We start from the raw sequence: 18102 nt of genomic DNA on the forward strand, positions 1-18102 counted from the left end.
TAATAGGCAGAGGGCGAAATATATTGGTTCTCAACTTTTTTGCTTTTTTAATAATGTTCATTGGTCTGTTTTTTACTTTGTCGCCGCGTTTACCGGGAACACTGCTTATTATTGGTGTTGCCTTTTTTTATAGCGCGCTTGATGGGTTTTCAGCTTTAAGTCCCTGGCTAGTGATTTCGTTACTATCTCTAACATTGCTGGCTGAGATAGGTGGACGGGTTGCGCGGATCTATTTAACTAAAGAATTCAAAGTGCCAATTATATTCAGTACAGATACTACAGCCGGCAATCTGGCTGGGATTGTCGCTTCTGATGCTTTATTTGGTCCTTTGCTAGGGACTATTATTTGGGAACTTATTGTCGGCAAAACGTTATTACCTCGTCTTGATACTGTTTTTAGGGTGCTTTCAAGGTTAGCTTTTGTAGCTCTAATCAGATTTGGGTGCGGTCTCATTATGGTGGTGCTTATAACAATATATATACTGCAGTGACGGACGAGATGTTTTCCGTTTCTTTTTTTGTCTTTACTGTTAACTTATACCATCAGCATTAGAAGTACTCAGAATGGACAAAATAAGAAAAAAATGCGGGAGGGGTTTCGTTGAAATCATATTATAAACTCATCCGGCACGATGGAAACCGGGAACTATTTAGGGCAGTGGACATGTCAGTTACTGCCCTTACTAACGGATACCCCTTTCATATCCATGCCCAAGGTCTACGCGGCACTGGTAAAACAAGTATTATGAGAGCAGTGAAAGAAATTCTGCCCTCGATAGTTAGAATAAAAAATTGCATCTATAATTGCCACCCAGCAGCTCCCCATTGTCCGGAACACAGGAATTTATCACCAGAAGCAATTGCTGCAATCGGAACTGAAACTGTGCCCTGTCCATTTCTGGAAATATCTCATTCGGCAAAAATCGGTACTGTTGTAGGAAGCATAGATCTTGCACGGCTTACCGATAAGTCGAACTCGATTGCTGCCTTGCTTCCGGGTACCATTCCTAAGGCGCATCGTGGGATTATCTTTGTTGATGAAATTAATCGCCTAGCTGATACTTCGCCGGAAATAGCGGACGTTTTGCTCGATTTAATGGGGACTAAGCCAGGGCGTATTCAGATTGAAGAGACCGGTTTACCGACTGTTGAGCTACCTGTTTCGGTAGCTGTATGGGCGGCATCAAATCCAGATGAGGATCCGGGCCCGTTAGTTCAAATAAGAAAACAGTTATCAGATCGTTTCGATCTTGGTGTAAACATGGGACGACCTAGTGACTATCAGGCTGTTATGGCAATTCTTGAGCATAAAAATCAAAATACATCCGTCGAAGAACATAAACCGATCAAAGTGGTAGGCAATTTAAGTGACATAACATGCGACTCTACTATCAGGAATGTATTTGCTAGTATTTATGTCGACTTTGGTTTGGAAAGTTTGCGAGCGGTAGAAAGCATGGAAACAGCTGCCAGTCTGTCGGCCCTAATTGCAGGTCGAAAAGCAATAACTATTGATGATATAATCGGGACAGTTCCGTTAGTGCTTAATAACAGAGCTGATAATGGAACAATAACGAGTATTCTAAAATACTTAGATGGGTTGAACATTAGTAACAACGTTAAGAATGCCGTGCAGCCAATTCCAGTTCAAGATTCATTTAAAGAGGAACTAAGCAAAACAGACCGGCAAGATAATAATTGGTGGGCGAAGCTTTGGGGAAGTATAAAAGGTAAATTTAAATTAAGTCGTTTTGCAGCAAAACCGTTAATAAATCCACCTTTACCCAATAAGATAAATGAAGTAAGACCGTCAGCACCGCCTAAGCCAAAAAAGTCATCAGAAATGTCACAACAAGGGGATAATTCAAGCTCCAGCACTACAAGTAATAATTCTAACATGTCGACTAGGCAGACAAAAAGTCATTCGTCGCCAGGCGAGCAGGAAAAAATTGCTAATCCAACTCAGGTTGTTATTCAGGCTCCTCCCAATCAGGCAACTCCTTTATCTAAATTATCGATCGAGCATTTTGTAACAAGTGAGGATAAATAATCGCATGGTTGAGAATTGTTGGGATTACAGAAACTCGTGTCTACTGCCCAGTCTTGCGATGCCGGCAGGAAGGGTTAAGGCTTTATTAGCCAAAAATAAAGGGGCTCGAATCGGCCAAAGTGCTGTGGTGAGTAAAAACATGCATACCTTTCATCCCAGTACGCCGGAAAAGGTCAACATATTACAAGGTGTTGATGCTGGACAGGCATTTTATCAGCGCAAGGAAATTGGAAGTGTTTGTCATATTGATGTTTTTCACCAGTTTGGCAAGGTCGATCATCATCTAGTAGCAGCTAATATTAAAAAGGCAGTAGAGGCTTATAACTTACATTTCTCCGTTAATAAAATGCTTTTTAATCATTTTGGTCGTGATGCCGTTGATGCCGATTATATTGATATTCAGACGGGGACTGGCGGGGGACGTATTACAGGCAGCCTGACTTACGGTCAAAAATTGTCACTAAGAAGGGCACATGAGAATCATGTCCATATTGCTTTGACAGTATCAAATGATCACATAGCATGCCTTTTTTATATAATCTTGGCGGTTGAAGAGGCTATTATGCTATCAGGCCTTGAGCTTCGACGCAATGAAGAGATAGTTCATGTAAAAGGAAAGCAAAGTAAAGCCAGCGATAATTCTCCGTATGCCGATCAATCTGATTCTTATATGCAGGACAAAGAATCAAGTAGTATGTCATCTCCTTGTGCTAAAAAGCACCAATTTACCCAAAATGCTGCTATGTTGTCCGATAGCTTTGACACGGTTAAAGATGTTAAGGAGATGCTTGCTGAGATTGAAAATGATGACGATCGCAAAAAAATTGAAAAGAAGTTTGATAATAACGGCAATGCGGAGCAGATGATAAATTCACTATCTGGTCTGGGAATTGTTGAGGTAAAAGATAACAAAATCAGATTGACGAACTACGGGAGAGAATTCAAACAATATCTAGATAAAAACTTGACAGACGTTCAGTCACATCTTCGGCAAATGTTAAAATCATTAAAACCGGTATCCAAGCTGCCAAGCAGCCTAAAAACCATTCAGTCTGATAATGCTATTGGGAACGGACCAAAGATATTACTGCCGTTTAAAGATACCACGAGGTATTCCGAATTTGCAGTTGCCGAAACTGTAATGGCGGCAGCTAGGAGGAGTATCCAAATTAATTGTGATAGGCTAGGTTTTGATCATTCTGACTTACGCGTTTATATTAGGCAGCAACGCCCAAAATCAGAAGTGCTATTACTAATTGATGCAAGTGCGAGCATGAAAGGGCAGCGGATTTTGGCTGCAAAATTCCTTGTTCGACATTTATTGCTGTCCACCCTCGATAAAATTAGTGTTATTACTTTTCAAAACTATAAAGCTTGTGTGCAAGTTCAGTTTACTAGAGACTTTCAGCAAGTTGAGGATAGTTTGAGGAATATAAAGGTTTACGGTGCTACACCTTTAGCGTTAGGGTTAAAAACAAGTTTAAATTATTTGCAAACGGTCAAGACGAAAAATCCTATGATAATCTTATTAACCGACGGAGTCCCTACCTTGGCCGATATGAGTAGAGACCCGATTGCAGATTCTTTGGTCTACGCCAATAAAATAAAAGAATCGGGCTATGGGTTTATGTGTATAGGTTTGAAGCCTCATCGAAATTATTTGGCAAAACTGGCTGAGGTTGCTGGTGGCAAGATTTACTTATTAGACGAGTTAGAAAAACAGGTGCTGATTAATGCAGCGTGGCTAGAACGAAGTGAACGCTGCTTATAATCAGCACCTTTTCTCTTTATTCGGCAGGATTTGACTGAATTTACGAGAATTACTCTAGAGTATACCGTACTACTTGGTATTTTTTTGTATTTATATATAATACGCTTATAGGGGGAACCATGGCAAAACCGCGCAAATTGTGGCGCTTGTCGGCAACCGAACCTGAACTAACAAAACGCTTGGCTAAGCAATTAAAGATTTCAGGAGTAATAGCGCAGATATTAATAAATCGCGGACTACGTGATGAGCGCATGGCCTCTGAATTTTTATTCGGGGATATTAGCAGTCTGCATGACCCGTATTTGTTAAAGGACATGGAGAAAGCAGTTCAGCGGATACGACGCGCTATTGAAGCTAAAGAAAAAATAACAGTATATGGAGACTACGATGTAGATGGAATTACTGCAACCGCTTTGCTAGTAAGGGTATTAAAAAAGCTTGGTGCAAGTGTTGATTATTATATACCTGATAGACAAAATGAGGGTTATGGTCTAAATTTAGGTGCTCTTGATACCCTGTATAAAGAGGGAACTGTTTTACTTATAACGGTTGACAGTGGTATTAGTGCGATTAATGAAGTTATGGCCTTTAAAAATAAAATTGACATAGTAATAACGGATCACCATCAACCTTCCGCTGTTTTACCTGAGGCATGTGCAGTTATTAACCCTAAACGCCCTGAATGTACCTACCCTGACAAAAATTTGGCGGGTGTTGGTGTGGCTTTTAAGCTATGCCAGGCACTATGGTCTATGTTAAGGACTGACGAAAGTCATATTTTTGAGTATCTTGATTTTGTAGCGATTGGTTCAATTGCTGATATAGTTCCTCTCTTAGGAGAGAATCGGATTTTAGTTAAACACGGTCTCGAGCAGTTAGCATCAACTACAAATCAGGGGTTAAACGCGCTTTTAAAAAGCTGTAAATTAGAGGCTATTGACGCTGGAAAAGTCGGTTTTATTATTGCTCCGCGTCTCAATGCTGCAGGGCGTATTGGTCTAGGTACTGTCGGGGTTGAACTTTTACTCACTGAAGACAATGATTATGCGGGAGAGTTAGCGGTCTACTTGGAGCAGCAGAATACGCAGCGACAAGCTTTGGAAAAAGAAATATTAGCGGCGGCAGAAAGCTTACTAACTGAGTACGATTTTCAAAACAACAAGGTAATTGTCTTGTCTGGTACTGGATGGCACTCCGGTGTAATAGGTATTGTCGCCTCTAGGCTTGTGGATAAATATTATAGGCCTGTAATAATAATCAGTGAAAATAATGGTATTGGAAAAGGGTCGTGCAGAAGTATTCCGGGTTTTGACCTATACGATGCTTTAAGCCAATGCTCTGATATATTGTTAAAGTTTGGCGGTCACCGTCTGGCCGCAGGGCTGAGCGTTAATATTGATAATATTTCTGAACTACGTAGACGTTTGAATGATATTGCCCAAAATACTCTGAAAGATGATGATTATATACCTGTACTTAACGTTGATGCTCAGATTTCTTTGCAAGAAATAAGCAGTGCATTGTTAGAAGAGCTAGCATGTTTAGCTCCTCATGGAATGGGGAATCCTAGGCCAATTTTTACGAGCGTAAACTTAGTGCCTGAAAGTATAAAAACGCTTGGGCGGGAGGAGCAACATCTGCGACTAACAGTGCGGCAGCAGCTCAACCGCCAAAACGTAATATCTTGGGGAATGGGCCACATGTTTGAACAGTTTTCGAAACGCCCTAATATTGATATAGCTTTTGCACCCGAGTTTAATGATTGGCAGGGGCACCGCAGCATTCAGCTATGTGCTCAAGATATAAAGCTGACTAGTGTAAGCCAAAATGGTAATAATAGGAATATACAAAATGAGAGAGCAGTAGTTGCCCAAGTTTACTTAGCCTTAAAAGCACTTAATACTAAACCAGAAATCAATTGTACTTCTGGTCAGCTTGTCTCGTGGATTCTTTCTACTTATGGAACTGAGTTAACAAATACGGGAATTGATTTAGCGATTGAGGTTCTTAATGAACTTGGCTTAATTACTAAGGAAGAATGTCAAGCTAGCTATAAGATTTCGTTACGGCCAACACCGGCAATGAAATTGAATATCGAAAACTCAAATACATTTAATCACGGTGGATTAGCTAAGCATATTAAAGTGATCGGTTATAAAAACTGGAGGGCTTAAAATGGACTTTAAAGAAAAGATTAGAGTTATCCCAAATTTTCCAAGTGAAGGTATAAGATTTAAAGACATAACCACCCTGCTTAAAGATGGTGCTGCTTTTAGGTGCGCGATCAACGAAATAGGAAAAAAATTTGCGGATAAAAATATTGATTTAGTAGTTGGCCCCGAAGCACGCGGTTTTGCAATTGGAGCCCCGGTAGCATATGTTCTTGGAGCTGGATTTGTACCTGTTCGTAAACCTGGAAAGCTTCCGGCTGAGACAATTGATTTTAGTTACGATTTAGAGTATGGCAAGGACACTTTAGAAATCCATAAGGACGCAATCCCAAAAGGCAGCAGGGTACTTATAGTCGACGACTTGCTAGCAACTGGAGGTACTACCAAGGCTACTATCAATCTTGTTGAGGGGCTTGGCGGAAAGGTTGTAGGCTTAGCTTTTGTAATTGAATTGTCATATTTAAACGGTAGTCAGCTTTTAAAAGATTATGACATCACTACACTTGTAACATATTAATCCAGCTTCAAAGTAGGAAATAAATAAACTTAGCAGGAGTTTACTGTAATTGAGAGGTGTATAATGGGCAGCGTTGCAAATCTAGATATTGAAGATTTAAAAAATCTAATTTTGTCATATCAGAGCGATGCCCCAATATCTTTAGTACAAGAGGCCTATGAATTTGCCTGCGATGCCCATAGGGGTCAACTGCGTATTTCAGGAGAAGATTATATAAGCCATCCAATTGGAGTTGCCAAGATTTTGGCTGACTTGCAAATAGATGCTTTAACAATTAGCGCCGCGTTTCTTCATGACGTTGTCGAAGATACGGCTATTTCTTTAGACGAAGTTGAAAAGCTCTTCGGCAAAGAGATTGCCATGATGGTTGACGGGGTTACTAAACTAAGCCGGATTGAATACAAATCTAAAGAAGAACAGCAACTTGAGAATTATCGTAAAATGTTCCTTGCCATGGCCAAGGATGTACGCGTTGTTTTGATTAAGTTAGCCGATCGTTTGCATAACATGAGAACACTTAAATATATGCCGGAATATAAGCAACGGCGTATTGCTCAGGAAACCTTGGAGATTTTTGCTCCTTTAGCTCATCGTTTGGGTATTTCTAGCATTAAATGGGAATTAGAGGACAGGTCATTCCGGTTTTTAGAGCCGGATAAGTATTATGAATTAGGGGAAAAAGTTAAACAAAAACGCCGTGAGCGTGAGCAGCTTGTTAATGAATCGATTAAGATATTAACTGAACGGCTTAGCTCTGTAGGTGTTAATGCTGAAATTCAAGGCCGCCCTAAGCATTTTTATAGTATCTACAAAAAAATGCTCAAGGACAACAAAGACCTTGGGGAAATTTATGATTTATCAGCGATAAGAATTATTGTTGAAACAATTAAAGACTGCTATGGCGCATTAGGGATAGTCCACACTCTATGGAAGCCGTTACCAGGCAGATTTAAAGACTATATTGCCATGCCAAAGTCAAACATGTATCAGTCATTGCATACTACAGTCATTGGTATTGATGGTAAGCCGTTGGAAATTCAGATTAGAACGTTAGAGATGCACCGAATCTCTGAGTATGGTATAGCCGCGCATTGGCGCTATAAAGAGGGCGGAAAAACCGATAAAGAATTCGAGAAAAAGCTCTCTTGGCTTCGTCAGCTAATTGAATGGCAGCAAGATCTTAAAGATCCTCGGGAATTTATTGAGCGGCTTAAGCTGGATGTTTTTGCGGATGAGGTTTTTGTTTTTACCCCGAAAGGTGATGTCATAGATCTGCCGGCTGGCTCAGTACCTATAGATTTTGCTTACCGTATCCATACTGATGTTGGACATCGTTGTGTGGGAGCAAAGGTAAACGGTAAGATTGTTCCACTGGAATATAAGCTAGTAAATGGCGATATCGTAGAGATAATTACCAGTAAGCAAAATAATGGTCCGAGTAGAGATTGGCTTAATATTGTTGGTTCATCAGATACGCGCAGCAAGATTAGACTCTGGTTCAAAAAAGAAAAGCGAGAAGAAAGTATAGCTAAAGGGCGCGAACTGGTTGAACGTGAATGTAAAAAGCTCGGGTATGACTGGAAGGAGATTGCTAAGAGCGAGCGGCTTACCGAAGTAGCCAAAAAATTTAACCTGTCAAGTGAAGAAGATATGTTTGCCACACTTGGGTTCGGCGGTGTAACACCACATGGAGTAATGACCAAACTTATTGAGGTGTATAAAAGGGAACTTAAAAGCACTGTTCCGCCGGATCTATCCCAACTATTAACTCAACTTAAACCAAAAAACTATAAAAGTAAAGCAAGTCATGGAATTTTAGTCGAGGGCGAGTCCGGGGTTCTAGTACGGTTGGCAAAGTGCTGTAATCCAATACCCGGCGATGCTATCGTAGGATATATAACTAAAGGTCGCGGGGTTTCGGTTCACCGCGCTGATTGCTCAAATATTCTTAATTACCCTGAAGAGTATGAAAGAATGATTCAAGTAACTTGGGACATTACTACTGATACAGTATATAAGGTAACTATCGAAGTGCTTTGTACGGATCGCCCAGGAATGTTAACAGACGTAATGCTAGTGCCATCGGAAACGAAAACTAATATTAGCTCTGTTAATGCCAGGGTTCATAAAAATAAAACCGCAACAATTACACTTGTTTTGGAAATAAAAAGTTTAAGCCAATTAGAAAATGTTATGACTAAAATGCGCCGAATCAAAGAAGTGTATAGTGTTTATCGTGCGGCGCAGAGTATAGGTGGGAAGATATGAGAGCTGTGGTTCAACGTACTGACATGTCAAGTGTCACTGTTAACGATGTCAAGGTCGCATCCATTGGTACGGGTTTAACAGTGCTCCTTGGGGTTGGTATCGATGATGACAATTTTGATGTAAAATACCTGGCTGATAAGATTATAAATCTCAGGATTTTTCCAGACGAAGCGGGTAAAATGAATTTATCATTACTTGATATTAAGGGAGAATTACTGGTTGTTTCTCAATTTACGCTATATGCAGATTGTCGAAAAGGCCGCCGCCCGAGTTTTGACAGCGCAGCGCCTCCTGACAAAGCGATGAAGCTGTACCTTGAGTTCATTGATATCTGCAAAGGCTCAGGGATCAATGTGTCCTGCGGTAAATTTCAGGCTGAAATGATTGTACGGCTGGATAACCATGGACCGGTTACTATGCTGCTCGATAGTAAACGAGCATTTTAAGGAGGATAAGAGTGAAAACAGTTCAGTTTCAACTTGGCAACTTAGGTACTAACTGCTATCTGGTATATTGCGAGCAAACTCTTGAAGCGGCTGTCATTGATCCAGGCGGTAATCCTGAAGAGGTACTATCATTGATCTCCCAAGAAGGTTTAACCTTGAGATATATAATTAACACCCATGGACATGCAGATCATATTGCGGGCAATGATAAACTAAGGCAGGCTACCAGAGCTCAAATCGTAATTCATGCTAATGATGCTGCAATGTTAACGAATGCTCAGCATAATTTATCTATGTATATTGGCGGTAAAATCGAGTTTGAACCTGCGGACTGGATAGTAAAAGATGGCGATATTATTAGGTTCGGCAACTTGGAACTTGAAGTTCGCCATACCCCTGGTCATACGCCGGGGGGGATTAGTTTGCTAATAGGTGATTTATTGTTTAGTGGTGATACACTTTTTTACGAGTCAATTGGGCGAACAGATTTTCCCGGCGGATCCTATAGCATACTAATCCATAGTATTCAAGAAAAACTAATGACGCTTCCTGATAATACTAGAGTTTTACCCGGTCACGGACCAGCGACCTCGATAGGATGGGAACGAAAAATGAATCCATTCATCCAGTAGTACTGAGGTAGGTGATTTTATGGTCAAGTCTCCGGTAAACTGGATCAAGATAGCAATAGTTATTGCGTTTCTCTACGTATTAAGCTTAGCGACATCTATCTACCTTCCGGTTATAATATCTATAGTTTTGGCATTTATTCTAAATCCTTTAGTTAACTTATTGTGCCGAATAAGAGTCAAAGCTTGGGCTATGCCGCGCGGATTGGCAGTTTTATTGGCGTTCGCAATAGCTGGACTGTTTTTAACAATAGTTGCAAAATTCGTTTTTATGCCATTTATTCACGAATTTGACAAGTTTGCTGCTAACTTGCCGAACCTTATCAATAAAATTCAGAAGATTACTATTGCCATTGAAGCAAGGGCTAATGAAGTTACTTTGCCCGCCAATATATCTAGTCTTTTACAACAAGCAGCATCAAGTGCTGCCTCATTCTCGATAGGTTTAGTTCGGAAGATAGTTAATTCGATTTTTGATCTAGCGTCTAGAATTATTGAGCTTGTAGTTGTTCCGGTGTTAGCATACTACTTTATGAAGGACTGGCAAGTTCTTAAAGAAAGTTTTATAGCTATATTTTCTCCTAACAGCAAGTCGCGAGTACGTAGCATAATTGAAGAGTCTGCTGCAATTATAAGCGGTTATATTCGCGGTCAATTCTGGATTAGCGTTATCGTTGGTTTCACTGTCTTCTGCGGAATGTATTTTTTTAAAGTAGACTATCCTTTAGTTTTAGGACTTTTGGCCACCTTGACCGAAACTATTCCAATAGTTGGACCTATTATAGGAGCAATACCAGCGATCTTATTGGCTTTTTTAACATCGCCAGCGCTGGCGGTCAAAGTACTGATTTTTTTCATTATCATTCATCAGATTGAAAATCATATAGTAGTCCCGAAGGTAATGGGGCAGACAATCGATCTCCATCCTGCTACCGTTATATTAGTTTTGTTAATTGGCGGTCAGCTATATGGAATAATAGGTATGATATTCGCAGTTCCAGTAGCGGCTTTATTGAAAGTTATAATTAGTCATTTATGGTATGATGATCAAAAATGACTTAGCGCTTAATACCGCACACTATTTAGAAAGTCAGGTGAGTCAAATGATAAATATTGATGATTTAAGACAAAAATTCCACGATCGTCAGTATAAGCTAACTCCGCAACGACAAATAATCTTACAGGCTTTTCTTGATAATCAAGATAAGCATTTGTGCGCAGAAGACGTTCATAATATTGTACGCGAAAAATCGTCTGATATAGGACTTGCAACGGTATACCGTACTCTTGAAATACTGAGTGATTTGGATGTTTTACATAAAATGGATTTTGGGGATGGGCGAAGCAGGTATGAAATAAATGAATCTTCAGCACCGCACCAGCATCATCATCTTATCTGCTTATCTTGTGGTAAAGTTCGGGAATTTGAAGACGACCTCTTAGAAACACTTGAAAACGTGATTTCACGAAAAAGTAATTTTAAAATAATTGACCACCAAGTAAAATTTTACGGTTATTGTCAGGAGTGCCAAGATAAGTGAACATTAAGCGGTATGTGCTAGGTAACTCGGTTACTACAGCAACAAAGGCAATCAGTGATATAATGACCTTATTTGATATTACAGAAGATAAAAGCCTTAATGCGGAAAACATAGAAGATTTTGAACTGCCTGCTGACGTTGTTGTGGTTAATAACCAGATTATCGAAGAACAGCAAAGGGTGATAGTAAATACCGAGCTTACTGTTCATAACCTTCCTGGTCAGGCTCGCCGCTTTAAAAAAGTAAGCAGTACCGCGATAGACGATGATGTATCAATTTCAGCCGATAAGCGATTAACAATGCTTAATCTTCTTTCGGCTATGCGCGAAATTACCGGATATGACCCTGGGCCATGGGGGATATTACGTGGCGTAAGGCCAACGAAAATTATTCATCGGCTGTTAGATAAGGGATTGAATAAAGTAGCTATAAACAAGGTTTTAACCAGCAAATATGATGTTAGAGTCTCTAAGGCTGAATTAGTTACCGATATTGCTTTGCGGCAACGGCCTTTTTTATTGCAAACGAAAGATAGCCGAAGAATGGTAAGCGTATATGTGGGTATACCATTTTGTCCTTCAAGATGTCTGTACTGCTCATTCCCGGCCTATGTTTTGCCTGAAAGCGAAAAAATAAGTATCTTTCTCCAAACATTGGAGAAAGACATCAGAGCAGCTAAAGCAATAATCATGAGCCATAATCTAATTGTTCAAAATGTTTATATAGGTGGCGGGACACCTACAAGCTTAGATAATAAGAATTTTAAATGGCTTTTGAATATAGTCAGCAATAATTTCGTTACCAATTTAACGAGAGAATTTACTGTCGAAGCTGGTCGTCCAGATAGTCTAAGCGATGACAAAATTGACGCTATGAATCACTACCGCGTATCTAGGGTAAGCGTGAATCCTCAGTCTATGCAGCAAAAAACTTTAAATCTTATTGGACGAAATCATACTGTTAAGGATATAATAGATACATTCGGTAAAATAAGGCAGTCAGGTATTCCTATTCTTAATATGGATGTAATTATTGGGTTACCCGGTGAAACAGAGCAAGAGTTTAGCGAGACTATGATGCAAATTGCATCATTAAACCCGGATAATCTGACTGTGCATACTCTTGCCGTGAAAAAGGGATCCATTCTTAAAAACGCTGTTAGAAGTGGTACTAAGCTTAATGGGGTAGGGGATAAAATCCAGCATATGATAGATATTGCTGATCAATATGCTCGCCAGATGGACATGTACCCATACTATCTTTATCGCCAGAAACATATGATGGGCAATCTTGAAAATATCGGCTATGCAAGGCTTGGCACTGAATGCAATTACAATATTCAGATTATGGAAGAGAGACAGGGCATTATCGGCATAGGTCCCGCTGCGGGAACTAAAGTTGTAGACAATTCCAATTGGACATTGAAACGCTGTTATAATGCTAAAGATTTGTCTTCATACATTAATAATATTGATAGATATACAAGCATTCGAGCGGACCTTTTTGCAGATTTGTATACCAGAAAGTGAGGGGGAATATTAGTATGCTAACAACAGGTCCGCGCGGGACCAAAGATATATTGCCGCAAACTATTAATAATTGGCGCTATATCGAAGATACCGCGCGTGAGATATGCAATTTGTTTGGCTATCAAGAAATTAGAACACCGATTTTTGAACATACCGAGCTGTTTTTGCGCGGGATTGGTGAGACTACTGACATAGTCGAGAAGGAAATGTACACCTTTAACGACAGAGGGGGTCGTAGTATTACACTTCGGCCTGAAAATACGGCTGCTGTCGTAAGGTCGTTTTTAGAGCATAAGCTTTATGTGGATTCTCAGCCAACAAAATTATTTTATATAGGGCCAATGTTTCGTTATGACCGGCCACAAGCCGGACGGTTTCGTCAGTTTCACCAATTCGGTATCGAAGCGTTGAGTGCCAAAGGTCCGGAAATTGACGCTGAGATAATAATTTTAGCTGTCCAGTTCTTAGAAAAGCTTGGTCTGAAGGATTTAAAACTTCATATTAATTCAGTGGGCTGTCCTAAATGCCGTCCGGTTTATCGGGCAAAACTGCAAGACCATCTTCGGAAAAACCTTTCTGATTTTTGTCCTGACTGCCAGTCACGGTTTGAACGTAACCCATTGAGAGTTCTTGACTGCAAAAATCCGCGGTGCAGAGAGCTTTCCCAAGGCGAACCCAAAATGACAGATTGCTTATGTGAAGATTGCCAACAGCATTTTGAAGGCCTAAAACAACTATTAGCAGTTGCTGGTGTTGAATATAAATTGAATCCTAGACTTGTTAGAGGTCTTGATTACTATACAAAAACAGCGTTTGAAATACAGTATGAGCCGCTAGGAGCGCAAAGTGCCGTATGCGGCGGCGGCAGGTATGACGGATTGGTTGCTGAGTGTGGCGGGGATGACACACCGGGGATCGGTTTTGCAATAGGAATTGAGCGGGTCTTACTTGCACTTGAGAAGCAATCACTTCTGCCAAGTAGTGATAATAAGCTAGCAGCCTTCGTTGTAACGTTAGGTGCAAGTACGCCGGTTGCGTTTAAATTGCTAAGCGAGTTAAGGAAACAGGGCATCACATCGGACATGGACTTTATGAACCGCAGCTTAAAGTCGCAGATGAAATTAGCCAATAAATATCACGCCAGCTACGCCGCAATAATTGGGGAAGACGAAGCTATTCAAGGGAAAGTGATGCTAAAAAATATGACAAGCGGTGAGCAAGAGTTACTTGATTTTGAGTGCGTTCTTAACAAGCTTAAAGCTGAGATGGGGGAATAATAATTATATGGATACAATGCAAGGATTACAAAGAACAAATTTATGTGGTGAATTAGGAAAGCAACACGCTGACCAGCAAGTTGTGCTTTGTGGCTGGGTCTCTCGTCGCCGAGACCACGGTGGCTTGATATTTATTGATTTGCGTGACCGTTCGGGAATTGTGCAGGTTGTATTCTCCCCCGAGGTTGATAAAGATGCATTTGCCAAGGCCGAAAGTGTTCGTTCTGAGTATGTCCTTACTGTAAGAGGAACTGTGAAACTAAGGTCGCATGAAACAATTAATGAAAATATGACAACCGGCGCAATTGAAGTATTTGGTGCTGAACTCCGTATTTTAAATACTGCTAAAACTCCGCCGTTTTATATTCAGGATAATATAGAAGTAGACGAGCTGTTACGCCTTAAATATCGCTATTTAGACTTACGTCGCCCCGAAATGCAATATAATATGATACTGCGACATCGTGTCGCGAAGTCTATGCGTGATTACTTAGATAGCCGCGGTTTTTTAGAAATCGAAACTCCAATGCTTACTAAAAGCACACCAGAGGGCGCTAGGGACTATCTTGTACCGAGTCGTGTAAATCCAGGTAAATTCTATGCTCTACCGCAATCACCGCAGATATTCAAACAAATACTTATGGTCGCTGGAATGGAAAAGTATTTCCAAATTGTTCGCTGCTTCCGTGACGAAGATCTGCGAGCCGACCGTCAACCAGAGTTTACACAATTAGATGTTGAGATGTCATTTATTGACCGTGAAGAAATCTTGAGCACAATGGAGCAGATGATTGCTAAGCTGTTCAAAGAATCAATTGGCGCTGATATTCAAACTCCATTTCTTCGTCTAAGCTATCAGGAGGCTATGGATAAGTATGGTTCAGATAAACCAGATCTTCGTTTCGGTATGGAGTTGACAGATTTATCAGATGCTGTAAAAGGCTCAGACTTCAAGGTGTTTGAAACCGTGCTAGCGGCGGGCGGTCAAGTTAAAGCTATTAACGTAAAAGGATATTCTCACATCCCCCGTCGTGAATTGGACGGTTTAGTAAATTATGTTGCAACTTATGGAGCAAAAGGCTTGGCTTGGATTTGCTTTACTGATGAAGGCATTAAGTCGCCGATTGCCAAATTCTTCTCCGAAGAAATAATGAAAAACATAACCGAAACTGCTAAAGTCGAAACAGGCGATTTGCTATTGATAATTGCTGACAAGGCACAAGTAGTTGCAAATGCGCTTGGTCAACTTCGTCTTGAGATGGCGCGGCGATTGAATTTAATTGATCAGGATAAATTAAACTTCCTGTGGGTTATTGATTTCCCTATGTTCGAATACGACGAAGAAGAAAATCGCTGGACCGCAATGCATCATCCATTCACATCACCTCGTGAAGAAGATATTGAATATCTTGAGAGTGATCCGGGTCGCGTAAAAGCCAAAGCCTATGATATGGTGCTTAATGGCACTGAAATTGGCGGTGGCAGTCTGAGAATTTATAATCGCGAATTGCAGGAGCGGGTGTTTAAAGCAATTGGCTTAACACCAGAGGAAGCTGTCGCTAAATTTGGCTTTTTACTTGAGGCTTTTGAGTACGGCACTCCACCACATGGCGGAATCGCATTCGGTTTAGATCGTCTCGTTATGCTGATGGCCAAAAGATCATCGATTCGTGACGTTATAGCATTTCCGAAAACGCAGAGTGCTACCGACATTATGACTCAAGCTCCATCGGAGGTTGCAGCAAAGCAATTAAAAGAACTTAGTATTAAGACGGCTGTTTTAGTAAAAAAACAGTAGATGTTATGTTATCTGGAAAAACATTCCCTTCGCATAAACTTGCGTTTAGATTGCTTATTTGATAAGATAAAAACGAAAAGATAATAGCTTTAACCCTACTGTGCGCGTGAAGGCCAATGTTTTGAGCCAACACAATTACTGCGGGAGCCTGACTCTGATTATGGCGTGTAAGCCCTTGTTAAGGGACACATAAAATAAGCAGGAAGGCACCCACCTGCCTAGGGCAGGTTCAAAACAGCGGTGATACGGCACGGTGGGGTTTAATTTTTTTGGATCCATAGCTCAATTATGCTTGTCGTTAAGAATGACAAGCCAGTTTTTTTATCGGAAGTTAATTTAGTAATGGTAATCGGCTAGTTTAATAGGAATTTTTAGTTAGCTAGCGAAATAATATTAAAACTTGACTATTTTGATTGGAGAGACCTACACGATGTTAATTGATTTGCGTAGCGATACAGTAACTTTGCCGACAACGGAAATGCGAAAAGCAATGTACGAGGCAAAGGTTGGCGATGATGTTTATGGAGAAGATCCTACTGTGCGAGAATTAGAAGAACTCGGCGCCGAGATGACCGGCAAAGAAGCTGCTCTTTTTGTGGCTAGCGGAACTATGGGTAATCAAATTGCCGCGATGGTGCATACACAGCGCGGTGATGAAGTAATATGCGAATCGGAATGCCATATGTATTACTATGAGGTCGCCGGACTGGCTTATTTGGCCGGAGTTCAAACCCGTACGATTACGGGTGAACGGGGAATCTTATCTGCTGAGGCAGTAGATCGGGCTATTCGTGGCGACGATATTCATCAGCCGCGTACTTCATTAATTTGTTTGGAAAACACCCATAATCGAGCCGGGGGCACTTACTACACACCCGATGATATAAAAGCTATAAAGGCTATAGCTAAGCATCACGATATACCTGTGCATATTGACGGCGCTCGAATTTTTAATGCTGCTGTTGCGCAAAACTTAGCAGTGGAAAAAATTGCTAAGCATGCAGATTCTGTTAGCTTCTGTCTATCCAAAGGATTATGCGCACCTGTAGGGTCCTTACTAGTTGGCACAAGCCAATTTATCCAAAGAGCCAGAAGGATTCGAAAGATGCTGGGCGGTGGTATGCGGCAGGCAGGGGTCTTAGCAGCTGCCGGTATTGTAGCTCTAAAAACTATGGTTACACGTCTGGAGGAAGATCATATTCATGCTAAGATGTTAGCTAATCAAATTGCCAACCTTGGGATTAATATTGATATGGATACAGTAAAGACTAACATAGTACTTTTTGATGTCCAGAGTATTGGCATGAGTGCTGAGAAGTTTGCGTTTTTACTTGACGAACAAGGAATAAAATGCAGCCAGTTCGGCGATTACAAGATTCGGCTTGTAACTCACCACGGTATTAGCAAGCAAAACATTGAATCTGTTATTAAAGTTATATCTAATATAGTTAAAGGGTGCTAAGAATGGATTTGTTTTCATTTGCCAATCAGACTTTGATTGAGGAAAATGCACCGCTTGCTGTCAGAATGAGGCCTCGTTCTTTAAACGAAATTCATGGTCAGGATGAAATAGTTGGACAACAAGGCTTTTTGCGGCGCATGATTGAATCCGATAATATTCCATCAATGATATTATTTGGACCGCCGGGAACAGGTAAGACTACATTAGCCCAGGTTATTGCATCGTCTACGGGTTGCCATTTTGAAAAACTTAATGCAGTAGAGTCTGGTATCTCAGATATAAGAAAGACAGTTGAAGCTGCTAGGGAACGAATCAAACTATATGGCAAAAGGACAATTTTGTTTATTGATGAAATTCATCGTTTTAATAAGACACAGCAGGATACACTATTGCCTTATGTCGAGGATGGCCGGTTAATACTTATCGGAGCAACGACTGAAAACCCATATTTCGAAGTTAACCTGCCACTATTGTCTAGGGTTAGGGTAATTAGACTAAAACCAATTGGCAAAAGTTCTATGCTAGCAATAATAAAACAAGCATTGATTGATGAGGAACGAGGAGTCGGGAAGCTAGCTATAAACTATGATGACAGTGTTTTGGAGAAAATTGTGGATTTGTCACATGGTGATGCCAGAATTTC

The 18102-nt window shown here is 40.6% G+C and carries 15 protein-coding genes and 1 other RNA gene; all 16 read left to right on the forward strand.

The window, feature by feature from the left end; translation table 11 throughout:
- Positions 1 to 23: 23 nt before the first annotated feature.
- Positions 24 to 491 carry a DUF456 family protein gene (locus GX348_03480; protein ID NLP41249.1) on the forward strand — a complete coding sequence of 156 codons (468 nt, stop codon included), beginning with the start codon at positions 24 to 26 and terminating at the stop codon, positions 489 to 491.
- A 110-nt stretch (positions 492 to 601) separates the two neighbouring features.
- The gene (locus tag GX348_03485) at positions 602 to 2050 is read left to right on the forward strand and encodes a magnesium chelatase (protein NLP41250.1); all 1449 of its coding nucleotides are present in this window, start codon (positions 602 to 604) and stop codon (positions 2048 to 2050) included.
- Between the two features lie 4 nt (positions 2051 to 2054).
- Positions 2055 to 3821: a VWA domain-containing protein gene (locus GX348_03490; protein ID NLP41251.1), complete on the forward strand. Its 1767-nt coding sequence runs from the start codon at positions 2055 to 2057 to the stop codon at positions 3819 to 3821.
- Positions 3822 to 3940: 119 nt separating this feature from the next.
- Entirely contained in the window at positions 3941 to 5995 is a 2055-nt protein-coding gene (recJ, locus tag GX348_03495) for a single-stranded-DNA-specific exonuclease RecJ (GenBank protein NLP41252.1), read from the forward strand.
- A 1-nt stretch (position 5996) separates the two neighbouring features.
- Complete coding sequence (locus GX348_03500) at positions 5997 to 6509, forward strand: adenine phosphoribosyltransferase (protein ID NLP41253.1); 513 nt, start codon at positions 5997 to 5999, stop codon at positions 6507 to 6509.
- 63 nt (positions 6510 to 6572) lie between these two features.
- Positions 6573 to 8777, forward strand: a complete 2205-nt coding sequence (locus GX348_03505) for a bifunctional (p)ppGpp synthetase/guanosine-3',5'-bis(diphosphate) 3'-pyrophosphohydrolase (protein ID NLP41254.1) — start codon at positions 6573 to 6575, stop codon at positions 8775 to 8777.
- Positions 8774 to 9223 (forward strand): D-tyrosyl-tRNA(Tyr) deacylase, encoded by a 450-nt coding sequence (locus GX348_03510; protein ID NLP41255.1) that lies wholly within the window; start codon positions 8774 to 8776, stop codon positions 9221 to 9223. The genes GX348_03505 and GX348_03510 overlap by 4 nt, the downstream gene beginning before the upstream one ends.
- Positions 9224 to 9234: 11 nt before the next feature.
- Positions 9235 to 9855 carry an MBL fold metallo-hydrolase gene (locus GX348_03515; protein ID NLP41256.1) on the forward strand — a complete coding sequence of 207 codons (621 nt, stop codon included), beginning with the start codon at positions 9235 to 9237 and terminating at the stop codon, positions 9853 to 9855.
- 19 nt (positions 9856 to 9874) lie between these two features.
- A complete protein-coding gene (locus GX348_03520) occupies positions 9875 to 10909 on the forward strand; it encodes an AI-2E family transporter (protein NLP41257.1) in 1035 nt (344 codons plus the stop codon).
- A gap of 46 nt (positions 10910 to 10955) precedes the next feature.
- Complete coding sequence (locus GX348_03525; protein ID NLP41258.1) at positions 10956 to 11393, forward strand: transcriptional repressor; 438 nt, start codon at positions 10956 to 10958, stop codon at positions 11391 to 11393.
- On the forward strand, positions 11390 to 12922 hold the full coding sequence (gene hemZ / locus GX348_03530) for a coproporphyrinogen dehydrogenase HemZ (protein NLP41259.1): 1533 nt from the start codon (positions 11390 to 11392) through the stop codon (positions 12920 to 12922). The genes GX348_03525 and hemZ overlap by 4 nt, the downstream gene beginning before the upstream one ends.
- Before the next feature lie 14 nt (positions 12923 to 12936).
- On the forward strand, positions 12937 to 14199 hold the full coding sequence (locus GX348_03535; GenBank protein ID NLP41260.1) for a histidine--tRNA ligase: 1263 nt from the start codon (positions 12937 to 12939) through the stop codon (positions 14197 to 14199).
- A 7-nt stretch (positions 14200 to 14206) separates the two neighbouring features.
- Positions 14207 to 15997: an aspartate--tRNA ligase gene (gene aspS / locus GX348_03540; GenBank protein NLP41261.1), complete on the forward strand. Its 1791-nt coding sequence runs from the start codon at positions 14207 to 14209 to the stop codon at positions 15995 to 15997.
- Between the two features lie 89 nt (positions 15998 to 16086).
- Positions 16087 to 16261: non-coding RNA, 6S RNA (ssrS, locus tag GX348_03545), on the forward strand.
- Between the two features lie 166 nt (positions 16262 to 16427).
- Positions 16428 to 17459: a low-specificity L-threonine aldolase gene (ltaE, locus tag GX348_03550; GenBank protein ID NLP41262.1), complete on the forward strand. Its 1032-nt coding sequence runs from the start codon at positions 16428 to 16430 to the stop codon at positions 17457 to 17459.
- Between the two features lie 2 nt (positions 17460 to 17461).
- Positions 17462 to 18102 (forward strand): AAA family ATPase (locus GX348_03555; GenBank protein ID NLP41263.1); only part of this gene is annotated, 641 nt, incomplete at its 3' end.

This window comes from Veillonellaceae bacterium (assembly GCA_012523975.1).
Taxonomy (GTDB): Bacteria; Bacillota; Negativicutes; order JAAYSF01; family JAAYSF01; genus JAAYSF01.

What these genes read in the sequence shown, in the direction of transcription:
- GX348_03520 (NLP41257.1), top strand. Translation starts at nt 9,875, where the DNA reads ATGGTCAAGTCTCCGGTAAACTGGATCAAGATAGCAATAGTTATTGCG.
- recJ (NLP41252.1), top strand. Translation starts at nt 3,941, where the DNA reads ATGGCAAAACCGCGCAAATTGTGGCGCTTGTCGGCAACCGAACCTGAA.
- GX348_03505 (NLP41254.1), top strand. Translation starts at nt 6,573, where the DNA reads ATGGGCAGCGTTGCAAATCTAGATATTGAAGATTTAAAAAATCTAATT.
- GX348_03525 (NLP41258.1), top strand. Translation starts at nt 10,956, where the DNA reads ATGATAAATATTGATGATTTAAGACAAAAATTCCACGATCGTCAGTAT.
- GX348_03510 (NLP41255.1), top strand. Translation starts at nt 8,774, where the DNA reads ATGAGAGCTGTGGTTCAACGTACTGACATGTCAAGTGTCACTGTTAAC.
- GX348_03500 (NLP41253.1), top strand. Translation starts at nt 5,997, where the DNA reads ATGGACTTTAAAGAAAAGATTAGAGTTATCCCAAATTTTCCAAGTGAA.
- GX348_03490 (NLP41251.1), top strand. Translation starts at nt 2,055, where the DNA reads ATGGTTGAGAATTGTTGGGATTACAGAAACTCGTGTCTACTGCCCAGT.
- aspS (NLP41261.1), top strand. Translation starts at nt 14,207, where the DNA reads ATGGATACAATGCAAGGATTACAAAGAACAAATTTATGTGGTGAATTA.
- GX348_03535 (NLP41260.1), top strand. Translation starts at nt 12,937, where the DNA reads ATGCTAACAACAGGTCCGCGCGGGACCAAAGATATATTGCCGCAAACT.
- ltaE (NLP41262.1), top strand. Translation starts at nt 16,428, where the DNA reads ATGTTAATTGATTTGCGTAGCGATACAGTAACTTTGCCGACAACGGAA.